Source organism: Comamonas badia DSM 17552 (assembly GCF_000484635.1).
Lineage (GTDB): Bacteria > Pseudomonadota > Gammaproteobacteria > Burkholderiales > Burkholderiaceae_C > Comamonas_C > Comamonas_C badia.
On record NZ_AXVM01000003.1, the window covers coordinates 1 to 14,604 of the forward strand.

Genomic DNA, 14,604 nt, shown 5'->3' on the forward strand with positions numbered 1-14,604 from the left:
GAGAACACCCCAGTGGCATAACCGTAGACCACCACCTTGACCATCATCGCCGGATGGAACGGCTGATTGCGCGGCCCACCCTTGGCATACCTCGCATGAAACGCCGACAGATCCAGCGCGTCGACCGTATCGCTGATGAAGTAGGCCAGATGCCCCTGCGGCAGCCACTCCTGCAGCGTCGGCGGCAACAAGAGCGATTGCTCAGGAACGTACGGTATGTAGCTCGCGGTCATGCGCGTCATTCTCTTTCACCATTCCGAGCGCGTGGCGTCTGCCGCGCAGACTCCTAGCCAACGACGCAATCCATTCGCGCCAGCCCACAAGCCCAAACACCTTGCCGATTGCCGCCACGCCCTGGCCTCGTGAATTGGCTCTGACGTGCCCTGGGAGCGGCTTGAGCCGCTCCTACGGCAAGGGGAGGATCAGCGGGTTTTCAGGGCTTCTCGCGCGCCACGAAGGCATCGACTGCGTCCTGGCGCACCTGCAGGCCAGACAGCAGGCCATCGACCATTTGCTTGCGATGGCGGTTCATCACATCGACGCGCCCGTCCTGCATCAACTGGTTCTTCACTTCGTCAAAGCTGCGCTGGTGCGCGGCGGTGCGTTCGACCAGTTCGATCAGGTGCCAGCCGTATTTGGTCTTCACCGGCTCGCTGATGTCGCCCGGGTTTTTCAGTTCCTTGAGCGCCGCATCGAACTCGGGCACCATCTTGCCTTCCGGGAAAGTGCCCAGATCGCCGCCACGGACGGCAGAGCCCTTGTCCTGCGAATGCGCCTTGGCCAGTTCTTCGAAGCTGGCGCCGCCGCGGATTTGCGCCAGCAGCTTCTGCGCCTCGGCCTTGGAAGCCTCGGAATCGCCTTCGATCAGGATGTGGCGCGCGTGCGTCTGCGCGGGCACGGCGAAGCGCTCGGGCTGGGCCACATAGGTGGTCTTGGCGTAGGCTTCCAATTCGGCGTCCGTCGGTGGCTCGGCAGCACTGAATTTTTGCATCTGCGCGTCCGAGAGCACGCGCTCCTCGGCCAGGCGCAATTGTTCGCGCAGCGGCGACGCATCCGCCAGCCCGGCGGCGCGCGCCTCGTTGCTCAGCAGGCGGCGGGCGAGCAGATTGCGCAGAATCATCTGCATGGTTTGCTTGTTGCGCAGCGCTCCTTCACGGGCCTGTTCGGGCGCACGCTGCAGTTCGGCGTGCAAATCGGCCTCGGTAATGGTGACGGCGCCCGACTGCACCAGAACGGTGTCGGGTGCGGCGTTGGCGGTCATGGCGACGGCCATGCAGCAGGCACAGAGGGCAAAACGAAAAATAGTCATACGAATGAAAATGGACGTAAAAAAAGGCGGGGTCGCCCCCGCCTTTCTCTTGAGGTCTTGCGACCCGTTTGGTTCCTGACCGATCAGCGCTCCGTGCGGTGCGGGAAGGTCATGTTGAAGTTGCCCGACGTGCCGGAATCCACATCGGGATTGACCGCCAGCATGAAGGCAGAGCCGAGGATAGGCAGATTGGTCGCCACAGCGCCCGGCGTGGTGATCTTCATCCAGCCTTCTTCAAACAGCGAACCGCTGGCGCTCTTCTGTTCGAAGTTGGTGACGGCCACTTCGGCGCCCAGGGCCTTGGTCGGCGCAGTGCCTGCGGCCACGTCGTTGATGCTCAGCACGCTGGTTTCGCCGCAGAACATGGCGCCGGCAGGAGCACCACCGCCCGGCGAACGCGTGGTGTTGGTCACGTCGCCCGCTTGGGTGGCTTCTTCACGGTTCCAGTAGTTCCAGGTAACGCCCGTCACGCAGGCCTGGTCGCCATTCATCGCCGTATTGGCAGCAGCAAACTGAGTCGCATTGGCGGCGTTATAAACCCTGACGCTCGTGGCCGGCGTGTAGTCCACAGCCAATGCATAGCGGCGGGTGGGCATGGAGAACACCCAGTCGGTCGCGCCGAAGATCCCTTGCAGCGTCCAGAATTCGTTGCTGACCGACGACGTCGAAATCGCAGTAGACAATTCCTGCGCTTGGAGAGACGGGTTTGCCGCGCCAGCATACGGCGTGGACAGGTCGGGCAAGTCGAATTGGGCGTCGCCAACTACCAAGGCGCCGGTCAGCAACGGGTCTGCGGTGTAGGCACCGGCAATACCCGCAAGGTCGCCACCCGTGGCTTGGTTAACCTGCGGGAAATACACGATGGCCCCATCCGTCGGAGCTGTGCCAGGACCCGTGGTCGCCTCGACGGCGGTCGCAGCGCCAGCCCATGCCACGGCGCGCGGCACGTTGATAATGGTCCAGTTGGCCATCAACCCCGTCGTCGGAGTGGTGATGCCAGTATTGGCGGTCAGATCAGCAGTCAAACGGCCCGTACCTTGCTTGGGGTTGCCGTCAAGATACGTCCACGCTGCAGCCGATCCTGCAGTGCCATTGGCGATGGAGGAGCTGGCGCAAGCTGCAACGCCGTCCTTGTGTTTGATGGCGTTGTACAAAGCCGCAGCCGGGGGCACGTCGGCCATGTTCAGGATCTCGATATAGCCTTCGCGGGTGTTGGAGGCCAGACGATCCGCATCCCAGGTGCTCTTGAAACGACCCGTTCCGAAGTCGCCATTGACATCGGCAGGCTTGGTGCAGCTCTTGTCGGCGGTCGTCAACGCGGCCACGCCATTGGGGCCTTGGTGAATGTCGGCCGTCCAGACGTCGCCGGGCGAAAGGAAGACCTGGAAGTCGTTCACGTCGTCCGAGTTGGCGGCGCCACGGAAACGAATCTTGACGATCTTGCCGTTCGTATTGTCGGTATTGGTGAGGGACAGCAGGGTCTTATTGCCGTTCTGCGCCGAGTAGTAAGGCACGATCAGGATATGACCGGTACCCGTGGGGCTCAACGTCAGGGCCGTGGCGGTACCAGGAACAGGCGCTGCATCGGTAATGGCGAGAGCACTGCCGGCAAAACCACCCAAGGCTGCCGCAACACCCAGGGCAAGAACACTTTTCTTCATAGAGACTCCAGTTGAGAAGTTGTTTGGCGCAACCAAAATAAAAGGGGATCGTTTACGCCTGTGAATCCTAGCACAGCGACTGCCTTAGCCACGTTATAGACAAAGCCGCGCTGCTCAAATGTTGGTGAAACACAACGAAATCGCTCTATAAACATCCCTCCATCCATCACAACCGTCGATGCAATGCGCACAACAGATTCAACAAAGTGTTTTACACATTGATGTACAACCACCACTGCCCATCCTGCAGCACCCACGTTTCATCAAAGTAAGTTGGTACTGTACTGCCTGCGCCGCGACCGACAAGGGATTTGGACTCGATACGCACCGTCGCCAGGCATTTGGTTGCGCTGGGACAACGCACGCGGCTGACTTCTGCCGCTTTCCAGCGCACGGCCGAGCCGCGACTGCCGGCGAACGCATCTTGCGGGAAGATGCTGCGCACACCCGGCGCAAGGTAGCCATACGCAGTGGGCACGTCTTTCTTGAGCATGGCGGCCCAGTAGGCATTGGCGCGTGCCTCCACGATCTGTTCGGGGGTTTGCGGCGTGGGCGCCAGCGCGGCGCAGCCGGCGAGGACGGCGGCGGCCAGCAGCGCGGCAAGGGGGCGTGCACGGCGCAGGGGGGTGGTTTTGAATGCGGTCATGGGGTGGTTGGGGTCAAGGGGTGGGGTGCATTCGCGGCTGAAGCCGCTCCCACAGGAGAGGGCTCGGCCTGGTTTTGTGGGAGCGGCTTCAGCCGCGAATGTTCCCGGCAGCCGGGGGGCATCATTGGACCTGGCCTTCGGCCGGCGGCGCGGGATGGCTGGCGGCTTCCAGGCCTTGCAGGCCCTGCAGGCGCTCGCGCAGTTCCCGGCCGACTTCGCGGATTTCAGGGTCGGTGCGCACCACGCGCGGGGTGATGACGACGAGCAGCTCGGTGCGCGCGCTGCTGGTGGTGGTGGCGCCGAACAGCGCGCCGATGATGGGGATTTCATGCAGGATGGGCACGCCGGACTTGCCGGTGGTGGCGTTGTCCTTGATGAGGCCCCCCAGCACGATGGCCTGGCCCGAGCGCACGGCCACCTTGGAGTTGATCTGGCGCTGCAGGAAGGCGCGCTGGCCGGTGACGACGTCTTCGTCGCCCACGTCGGTGACGGATTGGCTGATGTTCATGGTGACGAGGTCGCCCGAGTTGACCGAGGGCTGCACCTGCAGCTGCACGCCGGTATCCTTGTACTGGTAGGTGGTGGTGGTCTGGTTGCCTATGGTGTTGAGGTTGGTCGTCTCGCCGGTGCGTATGGGCTGCTGCGTGCCCACGGCCATGGTGGCGACCTGGTTGTCGAGCACCATGAGCGAGGGGCTGGAGATGACCTTGATGAGCGATTTGCCGGCCAGGGCGTTGAGCGTGGCGCGCACCTTGCCCAGGGAATCGGTCAGCGTGTAGGAGAAGCCGCCAGTGGCCGCCGCCGGCAGCTGGCCGACGATGCCGGCGCCGGGGCCGCGGCGGTGGCTGTCGCTGAAGGCCCATTGCAGGCCGTATTTGAGGTCGTCGCTCAAGGTGACTTCGATGATGCTGGCTTCGATGAGCACCTGGGTGGGGGGCAGGTCCAGGCGCTTCAAGGCGGATTCGATCTTGTCGAATTCGGCGCGCGTGGCCCACACCAGCAGGGAGTTGTTGGCGTCGTCGGCCATCACGCGCACGCTGCCGAGCTGGGCCACGGCGGGCTGTGTGGCCTGCGTGGCGCTGCCCAGGCGGTTTTGCCCGGCCAACCCGGCGGCGCCGAAACCGCCGCCCATGGTGCCGCCGCCGGCACCGCCGAAGCCGCCGCCAAAGCCGCCGCCCGCGCCCCCGCCAAAGGGCTGGCCGGCGGTAGCGCCAAAGCCCGCCTGCGCGCCAAAGCTGGCGCCGCTGGTGCTGCCCAGGCCGGGGGCCACCGGGCTTACCTGCGCGGGCGCGGGCGCGGCGCCGCCAAAGATGCCGCTGAGCACGCTGGCCAGGTGGCGCGCGTCGCCGTTCTGCACACGGTAGATGTTGAGCTGCGGCTCGCTGGCGTTGTCGCCGGGCTGGTCGAGCTTTTCTATCCAGCGGCGGGCGATGTCGAGGTATTCGGCGCGCGGGGTGACGACGAGGATGCTGTTCAGTCGCTCCACGGGCATGACGCGCAGCGCGCCGAAGACCGGGTTGGCGGCGCCGAGCATTTCGGGCGCGGCGGCGGCACCCGCTGGCGCGGCGGCGCCGGCGGGCAGCCCGGCCGCTGCCTGGGGCAGCGCCGGGGCGCCGCGCGTGCCGGCCTGGGCGGTGGCGGGCGCGCCGCCGCTCACCAGGCGCAGCGCGGCTTCCACCTCCTTGATGCTGGCGTGCTTGAGCGGGAAGAGGCCGACGGACATGCCCTTGAGCAGGTCCACGTCGAAGGTGCGCACCACTTCAAGCCAGCCTTCGGCCTGGTTGCGCGTGCCGATCATGACGAGCAGGTTGCGCAGGCCATCGACGCGCACGATGGCATCCGCCGGGGCCATGGGGCGCAGGATGGTGGCCATCTCCTGCGCGCCGATGTAGCGCAGCGGAATGAGCACGGCGCCGTAGCCGGGGGCGAGCGGCTTGCCGTCGGCCAGGCGCAGGTTGGCGGCCACGCCGCGCAGGGCCTCGGGCTTGCCGATGTGATACACGCCACGCGCATCGCGCGCCATGGCCAGGCCGTTGGCCTGCAGCGCGCCTTCGAGCAGCGCCAGCGCGTCATCCGCCGAGACGGGGCCGCGCGTGGCCAGCGTGACGGTGCCGGCGATGGGCTGGTGCAGCACGTAGTCGGTCTTGAGCACTTCGCGCATGAAGACGTGGATGACGTCCACGATGGGGGCGTCTTCGAAGCGGTAGCTGCTGGCGCTGCCTTTGGGCATGGGGACCACCTTGGGCGCGGCGATGACGTGGTCGTCGCCGCGCAGCAGGCGGGGTTCGCCGGCGGCAGGTTCGCCGGCGGGGGGGGTGCTGGCGGCGGGTTCGCTGGCGGCTGGTGGCTCTGCCGTTGCCGCGGCAGCCGACGCTGCCGGAATGGCCGCGGGCGCATCCTCCACGGGCACGGCGGGCGGCACCTGCGCGCAGGAGGCCAGCAGCAGCGCACCGGCGGCAAGCAGGGGGCGGACGAGGAAGGGGGGATGGGTCATCATGGGGTCGGTCGGGCAAGGCGTTCACGGCTGAAGCCGCTCCCACGGGGGAAGAAGATCGCAAGGGGATGCTTCCGCCGTGGGAGCGGCTTCAGCCGCGAAGAGGCCATGTGCGCAAGCATGGGCATCAGCGTTTGCGGCCGGCGGGGGCGGCCGGGTTTGCAGGGCGGGAGATGGCGAGCTCAAGCACGCGGCTCTTGCCCGCGCGCGTGAGCGTGGCGGCGCGGTCCTGCACGGAGTGCAGCGTCCAGCCGCCGACCTGCTCCTTGAGCGCGACGCGCTGCACCACCCCGGCGCCGGTGCGCACGAGTGCTCCGGCGCGGCCGTCGGCGGCGGTGTACAGGCCGATGAGCTTCACGTCCTTGAGGGTGTCGGCGGCGGGGGTTTCGTCCGCCGCGGCCTTGGGCGGCGGCGGGCGGCGGGTGGGGGAGAACAGCGGGCGGTCGAGCGTGGCGACGAAGGCGCGGGTGTCCATGGCGGCCACGCGGGGCAGCTCGGTGGCGGCGGCGCCGAGTTCGGGCGCCACGGCGGCGGGCGGCTGCCAGGCGAGCGAGCGCGGCGCGGCGCTGGCGGGGTCGAGCCAGAGCCAGGCCAGCGCCGCCAGCAGCAGCGCATCGAGCACGAGGAAGAGGCGCAGGCCGAGGTTGTTCATGGCGCGCGGGCGTGCAGCACGGAGAGGGTCAATTGCACGGCGAGGCGCTGGGCATCGTCGCCGCGGCGCTGGGGCGCCTGCTGCACGTTCATGCCGTCGATCAGCACCACCGGGGTAAGGCTGGGCAGGATGGTGAGCGCGCTTTGCAGGTGCAGCAACTCGCCTTCCACGCGCAGCGCCAGCGGGATGCGATCAAAACCCTGGGTCTCCTGCTTGGGCAGCACCTGCGTGCTGACCACGGTGAGGCCGGCCTGGGTGAAGACGCCGCGCACGCGCTGCAGGGCGTCGTTGCCGGCCTGGGTGGGGTCGCTGTCGGCCAGATAGACGTAGGCGGCCAGCTGCTTGCGCGCGCCGGCAAGGCGCTGGGTGAGTTCGGGCGCTTTTTCCTGCAGCCCGGCCAGGCGGGCGTAGCGCGGGGCCAGGGTCTGCAATTGCCCGGTGGCCCATTGGTGCTTGCGCCACACATAGTCGGCCCCCGCGAGCAGGGGCAGCAGGACGAAGGCGAGGGTGAGCGCGACGAGCAGCCACTCGCGGCGCGTCAGGGCGCTCATCGGGCACCCCCGGGCGCGGCGGGTGCTTCGGGCTGCAGCGTCAGTTCGATCTGGAAGACTTCCTTGCCGGTGCCGGTGCGGGTGGCGGCGGTGGGGGCGCGCACGTCCTTGAAGCCGGGCTGGCTGCCAAGTTTTTGCACCAGCGCGGCGGTGTCGGGCGTCTGCCCGACGAGGGTGATGCGGCTGCCGTCGATCTGCAGGCGCTGCAGCACGGTGTCGTCGGGCAGCAGCTGGGTGAGGGTTTGCAGCGTGCGCACGGGGCTGACGCGCTCGCCCATGATCTGGCCCAGCGCCCGCAGCTGGCCTTCCACGGCCACCAGCGCCTCGCGCTCGGCCACGGCGGGGCGGGCTTTTTCGACCAGCCCGACCCAGGCGGCCACCGCGCCCAGCGCGCGCTGGCGCAGCTGCAGGGTGGGGGTGAGCGCGAGCGCGAGCGCGAGCGCGCAGGCGATGGCGGCAAGCAGCACGCACCACCCGGCGCTGCGCCGCTCGGCCTGCCGGCGGCGCGCCTCGCCAAAGCCGGGCAAGACCATGGCGCGGGCAGCGTCTTGCCCGGTGCGAACCCAGATTTCGGGCGCGACGGCCGGGGCAGGCACCATGCCAGCCACGTGGCTGGCGATGGCGCGGCGGGAGGCGAGCACCAGCTCGGCCCGCGGGGCGGCGCCTGCGCCAGCGCCTGCTTCGGCGAACGCCCAGACGAGGTCGTCCGGCGCAAAGGGGCTCAAGGCGCGGGCCTGCAGTTCAAGCGCCGCGCGGCGCTGCGCCGGCGCCAGGCGCGGCAGTGCCAGCAAGCGGCGCAGCACCAGCGCCTCGGGCAGCTCGATGGCGGCGAAGGGGGCTGCCTGGTGCGCCGAGGCGTGGCGCTGGCGGCCAAACAGCCCGGCGCCAGCCGCCTGCCACAGGGCTTGCGACCCTTCTGCCTCGTATACGAGAACGGCGGGATGGGGCGCCAGCCAGGCGAAGGCAGGCAGGCCGAACAGCTTGCCCCAGGCCTGCCGCACGTCCTGCCACAGGGCGGGCAACTGCAGGCCGAACAGCCTGAGATCGGAGGTGGCGATGGACATGGGGGCGTTATTGTGCGGGCGCTGCGGCCGGATCGACAAAGGAGCGGGCGTAAAAAGCCCGCCATGGTAACCCGTCGAGGCGCTGCGCGGCGAGCGCGTAGCGCCGCACGACGCGGATGCGGGCGCCATCGGCCAGGGGCACCAGCGCCTGCAGTTCCAGCACGCGCGCGGCGGCCGCATCGAGCCAGGCGGTGTTCATGCCCGGCGCGCTGGCGGCGGCATCGCCCGCGGCGCGCGCGGCGGTGTATTGGGCGGCGGCGGCATCGTTGCCGCCGGTGAGCACGCGCAGCACGGCGGGCGGCGCGGCCAGCGGGTTGACGCGGCCCGAGCCGGCCATGAGGTCGGCGGTGAGCAGCGGGGCGACCCGGGCGTAGAGGGGGTAATCGATGCCGGGCACGCGCAGCAGGTCTTCGACGGCCTCGAAACCGGGCGGCGCGCCGCTGGCGCCGGGCTGGGTGCGCTCGCGCAGCAGCGCCTGCGCGAGTGTGTTGGCCTGGTCTTGCGGCAGGCCGGCCGCGGTCTGGAACATCTGCGCCAGCAGCTCGGGCGGGGCGGCGTTGAGGTCGATGTAGCCGTTGAGGGGCATCACCTGCACCGCGATGGGTTGATCCTGCCAGACGAAATCGCCGGCAATGAGGCGATCGAGCGGCCTGGCCTCGGCCAGCAGCGATTGCAGGGCGAGCTGCATGGCCGCCTCGGCGGCGGCGGCGGCCTGCGCATCGCCGCGCAGCTGCGCGCCCAGGCGCGCCTCGGTGCGCACCGACTGCAGCAGCCCGGCGACGATGATGGAGAGCGCCGCCACCAGCCACAGCACGGCGACGAGGGCCAGCCCTTGGCGGCGCCGCATCAGCCGCCCCCCACCGAAGTGATATCGCCCGACTGGCGCGGGTCGGAGCGCGGCAGGCCCCAGACGGGGAATTCCATGGATTGCAGCTGCACGCCCTGCGCGCCGGTGACGACGAGGGCGAGCGCCGAGGGCAGGTCGTCCACGGGCTGCCAGGCGTCGCTCCAGGCGAGCGATTCGTCGGGCTGGCGCGCGTCGCGGTAGCGCAGCGCGAGGCCCTGCGCGCCGGGCACGAGCACCTGCGCGCCGGCCTGCTGCCAGTCGGGGAACCGCGGCTGGTCGGCCCAGGGCAGGTAGCGCAGCACCAGGGCGCTGCCCTGCTCCAGCGGCTCGATGCCCAGGCGGAAAAAGGTGCGCCCGCCGGCGCCGTAGCGCGCGGGCATGACGCCGACCCAGGCGACGTGGTCGCTCGCGCCCTCGAACAGCGGGCCGCTGCGCCCGGGGCGGGTGACGCGGCGCGCCGAGACGCGGGCGAGCACGCCGCGCAGGAAGTCGCGGGTGATGCGCTCGTCGTCCATGCGCTCGAAGCGGGCATCGGCGCGGTCACTGCCCTGGGCGACGCCGCGCAGCGCCGAGACGACGGCCAGCATGATGAGCGAGAGCAGGACGAGGACGACCAGCATCTCGACCAGGGTGAAGCCGCGGCGGGATGGGTGCGTCATGGCTGCGGGCGCGGCGTGATGGGGCCCAGCTGCGGCCTGAGGGTGGCGAGCTGCATTTGCCGCTCCCGGCCATCCTCGTTCCAGGTGACGGTGGCCTGTACCTCGTGCAGCGCAGGTACGCTGGGGGTGCTGGCGCCGCCGGCACCGCCAGCACCGCCGGCGTAGGGGCTGCTGCGCAGGGACCAGTGCAGATCGCGCGCTTCGCCCTGCTCGGCCAGGCCGTGCTCGGGCACGCCATCGACGCCGGCGAGCACCGATTGCAGCAGCGCGAGCACGCGTTGCTGGGTTTCGATGTGCGAGACGTTGCGCACCGCGCCGCCGGTGGCGCGGTAGAGCGCGCCGAGGGACAGCGCCAGGATGGCGAAGGCGACGAGGATTTCGAGCAGGGAAAAGCCGCGCTGGACGGCGCGCGGGGCGGTCATGGCGCAAGGGGCCGCTGTTCAACCCGGCCGGTGAACCAGTCCACCCACAGGCGCACGCCCGCGCCCGAGGCGCGCACGATGTCCACGCTGCCGCCGCTGGCGGCGCCGGAAGGCAGGAAGCGGATATCGAGGCGCTGGCCGGTGGCCTCGGTATCGGCCACGGTGGCATGCACCGTGAGCGTGGGCGGGATGGCGTGCGCCGCGGCGCCCTGCAGGCCGTAGCGGCGATCGCGCAAATCAAGCTCGAAGAGCGCATCGTGCCCCGTCAGCACGGCCTGCTGGCGCGCGGCGCGCAGGGCACTGACCATGCCGCGCACGGTGTCGCGGTAGCGCAGGGAGTCTTGCATCTTCTCGTAGGCGGCGGGCGCCACGGCGGTGACGAGCGCCATGATGGCGAAGACCACGAGCAGCTCGACGAGGGTGAAGCCGCGTGACCCAACCCGTGTTTGTGGGAGCGGCTTCAGCCGCGAAGCAGAATCATTCGCGGCTGAAGCCGCTCCCACAAAGGCAAGGTGAAACACAGTTTCAATGGCTGTTGCGGATGTCGGCGTTCTCGCCTTCACCCCCGGGGGCGCCATCGGCGCCCAGCGAGAGGATTTCGATGCCGCCGTTGGGCCCGGGATTGGCGTAGCGGAAGGCGTGGCCCCAGGGGTCGGTGGGCACGGCGTCGCCCTTGAGGTAGGGGCCGTTCCAGCCCAGCTGTCCGCCCGGGTTCTTCATGAGCGCGGCCAGGCCTTCTTCGTTGGTGGGATAGCGGCCGACGTCGAGCTTGTAGATTTCGAGCGCCTTGTCGATGTCGGCGATCTGCACCGCCGCCGTCTTGGACTTGGCGCCGCCGAGCTGGTTGAGCACGCGCGGGCCGACGATGCCGGCGAGCAGCGTGAGGATGGCGAGCACGACGAGCAGCTCGATGAGGGTGAAGCCGCGGGCGCGGCGGCGGGCGGCAAAAGATTCAGGCAGCGAGGTCATTGATGGAAAGTATCCCGAGGAGGATGGAGACGATGATGGCGGCGATGAGCACGCCAAGTATCAAAATGAGGAGCGGTTCGAGCAGCACCAGCAAGTGCTTGATGCCGTTTTCGACCTCACGCTCCAGAATGAGCGAGAGTTCGAGCATCATGGCGCCGAGGCGCCCGGTTTCTTCGCCCACTCGGATCAGGTTGATGGCCAAAGGTTCAAACAGGCCGGTGCTGCCGACCGCCTGCACCATTTTGCCGCCTTCCTTGACGATGGGGGCCACTTTGGCAAGCAAGGGACGTAACACGGCGTTGCCGACGGTGTCGGAGGCGATCGCCAGCGCGGTGAGCAGCGGCACGCCGTTGGCCAGCAGCGTACCGAGCGAGCGCGCATAGAGCGTGAGCTGGTAGCGCAGCGCCAGGCGGCCGATGAGCGGCAGGCGCAGCAGGCGGGTCTGCCACCACTGGCGCCCGGCGGGCGAGCGCAGCCAGCGCACCAGCAGCGCGCCGAGCACGAAGGCGGCGATGGCGATCTCCAGCCCCCAGGCGCGGAAGACGTGGCCCATATTCATGACGATGCGCGTGGGCAGGGGCAGCGCGTCGCCCATTTCGGTGAAGAGCTTTTCAAACTGCGGCACGACGAAGCCGAGCATGGCGACGAGCGAGAGCACCGCGACGGTAAGCAGGATGGCGGGGTAGATGGTGGCCGAGACGATGCTGTCGCGCAGCGCGCGCTGGCGCTGCAGGTGCTCCACCAGCCGGTCGAGCACGGCGGACATCTGGCCGCTCGCCTCGCCCGAGCGCACCATGTTGACGTAGAAATCGCCGAAATGCCGCGGGTGTGCAGCCAGCGCGCGCGAGAGCGGCGTGCCGCCCTTGACGGCGCCGAGGATGTCCTGCACCAGCGCGGCGACGCTGGGCTTGTGCGCCATTTCGACGAGCACGCGCAGGGCGTTGTCGAGCGCCAGGCCGGCGCGCAGCATGATGGCAAGTTCGGAGGTGAGCGCGAGTACGTCGGCGTTGTTGACCGGGCCTTTGCTGGCCCGGTGCGGCGGCGCCTTGACGATGCCAGCCACCGGCGAAGGCGCGGCGCCTGCGGCGTCGGCAATTTCCAGCGGCGTAAGGCCCTGCGCCGCAAGCTGGCGCAGCGCGGCCGCGCTGTTGGGCGCGGTGAGCCGCCCTTCGCTGAGCGCGCCGCTGCGGCTGGCCGCGCGCCAGGTGAATTCAGGCATGGGGTACCTTGCGTAGCATGCCCCTCACCCCTCCCTCTCCCCAGAGGGGCGAGGGGGAAATACCGGGAGCTCCCTGAATTTGTAGGAGCGGCTTCAGCCGCGAATTGCCTTCGCGGCCGAAGCCGCTCCTACACGGGTGGCAAAGATGCATCGCTATTCCTGCTGGTCCTGCGTGACGCGGGCGACTTCGTCGAGCGCGGTCACGCCCGCCGCGACCTTGCGCAGGCCGTCTTCGTGCAGGCTGTGCATGCCGGCGCGCTGGGCGATCTGGTGCAGGCTGTTGGCGTCCTGCCCTTCGAGGATGGCGCGGCGCATGGCTTCGTCGAGCAGGAAGAGTTCGTGGATGCCGGTGCGCCCGCGGTAGCCGGTGTGGCCGCAGGCGGGACAGCCGACGGCGCGGTAGATCGCCTCGCCGGGCTGGAGAAAACGCCCCAGGCCGGTGCGGGCGAGCAGCGCCTCGTCCGGTACATACGCCTGCCTGCACTCCTTGCACAGGGTACGCACCAGGCGCTGGGCGAGCACGCCGTTGACCGAGGAGGTGATGAGGTAGCTCTCGACCCCCATGTCCTGCATGCGCGTGATGGCGCCGGCGGCGGTGTTGGTGTGCAGCGTGGAAAGCACCAGGTGGCCGGTGAGGGCCGATTGCACGGCGATCTGCGCGGTTTCGCCGTCGCGCATTTCGCCGATCATGATGATGTCCGGGTCCTGGCGCAGGATGGAGCGCAGCGCGTTGGCGAAGGTCAGGTCGATCTGCGGGTGCACCTGGATCTGGTTGATGCCTTCGAGCTGGTATTCGACCGGGTCTTCGACGGTGATGATTTTGTTGGCCAGCGCGTCGATGCTGGCGAGCGCCGCGTACAAGGTGGTGGTCTTGCCCGAGCCGGTGGGGCCGGTGGCCAGCAGGATGCCGTGCGGGCGCGCCAGCAGCTCGCGAAAGCGCGCCAGCGTGTCGGGCGCGAAACCCATGGTGGCGAGGTCAAGCCGCACGCTGGCGCGGTCGAGCACGCGCAGCACGATGCTTTCGCCGTAGACCGTGGGCACGGTGGAGACGCGCAGATCGAGTTCGTGGCCCTTGACGCGGGTCTTGATGCGGCCGTCCTGCGGCAGGCGGCGTTCGGCGATGTCCAGGTGGGCGAGCAGCTTGACGCGCGAGCCGACCGCCGCCGAGAGGCGCGCGGGCACGAGTTCGCCCTGGTGGATGACGCCATCGACGCGGTAGCGCACGTGCAGGCCATCGTCGAACGGCTCCAGGTGGATGTCGGAGGCGCGCAGCTCGATGACGCGACCGATGATGGCGTTGACGAGGCGGATGACGGGGGCTTCGCTGGCCAGATCCTTGAGGTGCTCGATGAAATCGCCGCCATCGAGGTCGTCCCAGGCGCCCTCTTCGGCAGGTTCTTCCTGCGCCTCGGGCTCGGCCAGGGCCTTGGCGATGTCGGCTTCGAGCGCCAGCGCCGGGCGGATGGCGCGGCCGGTGACGAGGTGCAGCGCCTTGAGCACGAAGGCGTCCTGCGGCACGGCCATGGCGACGTGCAGTGCATTGCCTTCCACACCCAGCGGGCAGACGGCGTTGGCACGCAGGAATTCGGGCAGCAGGCCTTCGACTTCGGGCAGCAGATCGGGGAAATCGTCGGCCGCCACCAGCGGCACGCCAAGCTGGGGCGCCAGCGCGCGGGCGATGTCCAGCTCGGACACCAGCCCCAGGCGCGCGAGCACGGTACCCAGCAGGCCGCCGAGCTCCTGCTGTACCGCGAGGGCGCGCTCCAGGTCGCGTTCGGTGAGCTTGCCGGCCTGCACGAGCAGCTCGCCCAGGCGCGGATGGGGTTCGGCGATGGCCGTGGTCAGGACGGGATCGGTCAAAGGGGGAGTTGCCATGAGCAGCCGGGGCGCACGGGTGCGCGGCGCGAAGATGGGGAAGTTTAGCGGCTATTCGCGGCTGAAGCCGCTCCCACAAGGGTGGGGGGAGGCGGGCATTCGCGGCTAAAGCCGCTCCTACAGGGGTGGGGGGAGCGGCGACTTTGTGGGAGCGGCTTTAGCCGCGAATGGGGGTTTTCCTGGATGTAATACATTCCGCCAGCGCCGCTCGCGGCTTTGGGATTGCATCAATTCAT

15 protein-coding genes are annotated in these 14,604 nt (G+C 69.0%); all 15 read right to left on the minus strand.

The genetic code is table 11. The annotated features are described in order from the left end of the window. A partial coding sequence (locus tag K320_RS0106875; RefSeq protein WP_407059757.1) for a transposase occupies nucleotides 1-233 on the minus strand: 233 nt, incomplete at its 3' end. Between the two features lie 200 nt (nucleotides 234-433). Then, nucleotides 434-1,273: a peptidylprolyl isomerase gene (locus K320_RS0106880; protein WP_051384863.1), complete on the minus strand. Its 840-nt coding sequence runs from the start codon at nucleotides 1,271-1,273 to the stop codon at nucleotides 434-436. Nucleotides 1,274-1,392: 119 nt separating this feature from the next. Then, nucleotides 1,393-2,970, minus strand: coding sequence for a hypothetical protein (locus tag K320_RS0106885; protein WP_029695889.1), 1,578 nt, complete (start codon nucleotides 2,968-2,970; stop codon nucleotides 1,393-1,395). 211 nt (nucleotides 2,971-3,181) lie between these two features. Next, nucleotides 3,182-3,616, minus strand: a complete 435-nt coding sequence (locus K320_RS0106890; protein ID WP_024538100.1) for a nuclear transport factor 2 family protein — start codon at nucleotides 3,614-3,616, stop codon at nucleotides 3,182-3,184. Nucleotides 3,617-3,737: 121 nt separating this feature from the next. Further along, entirely contained in the window at nucleotides 3,738-6,113 is a 2,376-nt protein-coding gene (gspD, locus tag K320_RS0106895) for a type II secretion system secretin GspD (RefSeq protein ID WP_024538101.1), read from the minus strand. 124 nt (nucleotides 6,114-6,237) lie between these two features. Continuing rightward, nucleotides 6,238-6,762, minus strand: coding sequence for a hypothetical protein (locus K320_RS0106900; RefSeq protein WP_024538102.1), 525 nt, complete (start codon nucleotides 6,760-6,762; stop codon nucleotides 6,238-6,240). Then, the gene (gene gspM / locus K320_RS0106905) at nucleotides 6,759-7,313 is read right to left on the minus strand and encodes a type II secretion system protein GspM (RefSeq protein ID WP_024538103.1); all 555 of its coding nucleotides are present in this window, start codon (nucleotides 7,311-7,313) and stop codon (nucleotides 6,759-6,761) included. The genes K320_RS0106900 and gspM overlap by 4 nt, the downstream gene beginning before the upstream one ends. Further along, nucleotides 7,310-8,377 (minus strand): PilN domain-containing protein, encoded by a 1,068-nt coding sequence (locus K320_RS0106910; protein WP_024538104.1) that lies wholly within the window; start codon nucleotides 8,375-8,377, stop codon nucleotides 7,310-7,312. Before K320_RS0106910 ends, gspM begins: the two co-directional genes overlap by 4 nt. A 7-nt stretch (nucleotides 8,378-8,384) precedes the next feature. Then, a complete protein-coding gene (locus K320_RS0106915) occupies nucleotides 8,385-9,224 on the minus strand; it encodes a hypothetical protein (RefSeq protein ID WP_024538105.1) in 840 nt (279 codons plus the stop codon). Then, complete coding sequence (locus K320_RS0106920) at nucleotides 9,224-9,883, minus strand: prepilin-type N-terminal cleavage/methylation domain-containing protein (RefSeq protein ID WP_024538106.1); 660 nt, start codon at nucleotides 9,881-9,883, stop codon at nucleotides 9,224-9,226. Before K320_RS0106920 ends, K320_RS0106915 begins: the two co-directional genes overlap by 1 nt. Beyond that, complete coding sequence (locus tag K320_RS0106925) at nucleotides 9,880-10,305, minus strand: PulJ/GspJ family protein (RefSeq protein WP_024538107.1); 426 nt, start codon at nucleotides 10,303-10,305, stop codon at nucleotides 9,880-9,882. The genes K320_RS0106920 and K320_RS0106925 overlap by 4 nt, the downstream gene beginning before the upstream one ends. After that, on the minus strand, nucleotides 10,302-10,769 hold the full coding sequence (locus tag K320_RS0106930) for a GspH/FimT family pseudopilin (protein WP_029695893.1): 468 nt from the start codon (nucleotides 10,767-10,769) through the stop codon (nucleotides 10,302-10,304). The genes K320_RS0106925 and K320_RS0106930 overlap by 4 nt, the downstream gene beginning before the upstream one ends. 61 nt (nucleotides 10,770-10,830) lie before the next feature. Then, nucleotides 10,831-11,274 carry a type II secretion system major pseudopilin GspG gene (gspG, locus tag K320_RS0106935; RefSeq protein ID WP_024538109.1) on the minus strand — a complete coding sequence of 148 codons (444 nt, stop codon included), beginning with the start codon at nucleotides 11,272-11,274 and terminating at the stop codon, nucleotides 10,831-10,833. Next, on the minus strand, nucleotides 11,258-12,493 hold the full coding sequence (locus K320_RS0106940; RefSeq protein ID WP_024538110.1) for a type II secretion system F family protein: 1,236 nt from the start codon (nucleotides 12,491-12,493) through the stop codon (nucleotides 11,258-11,260). The genes gspG and K320_RS0106940 overlap by 17 nt, the downstream gene beginning before the upstream one ends. A gap of 153 nt (nucleotides 12,494-12,646) precedes the next feature. Further along, entirely contained in the window at nucleotides 12,647-14,353 is a 1,707-nt protein-coding gene (locus K320_RS0106945) for a GspE/PulE family protein (protein ID WP_407059758.1), read from the minus strand. Between the last annotated feature and the right edge of the window lie 251 nt (nucleotides 14,354-14,604).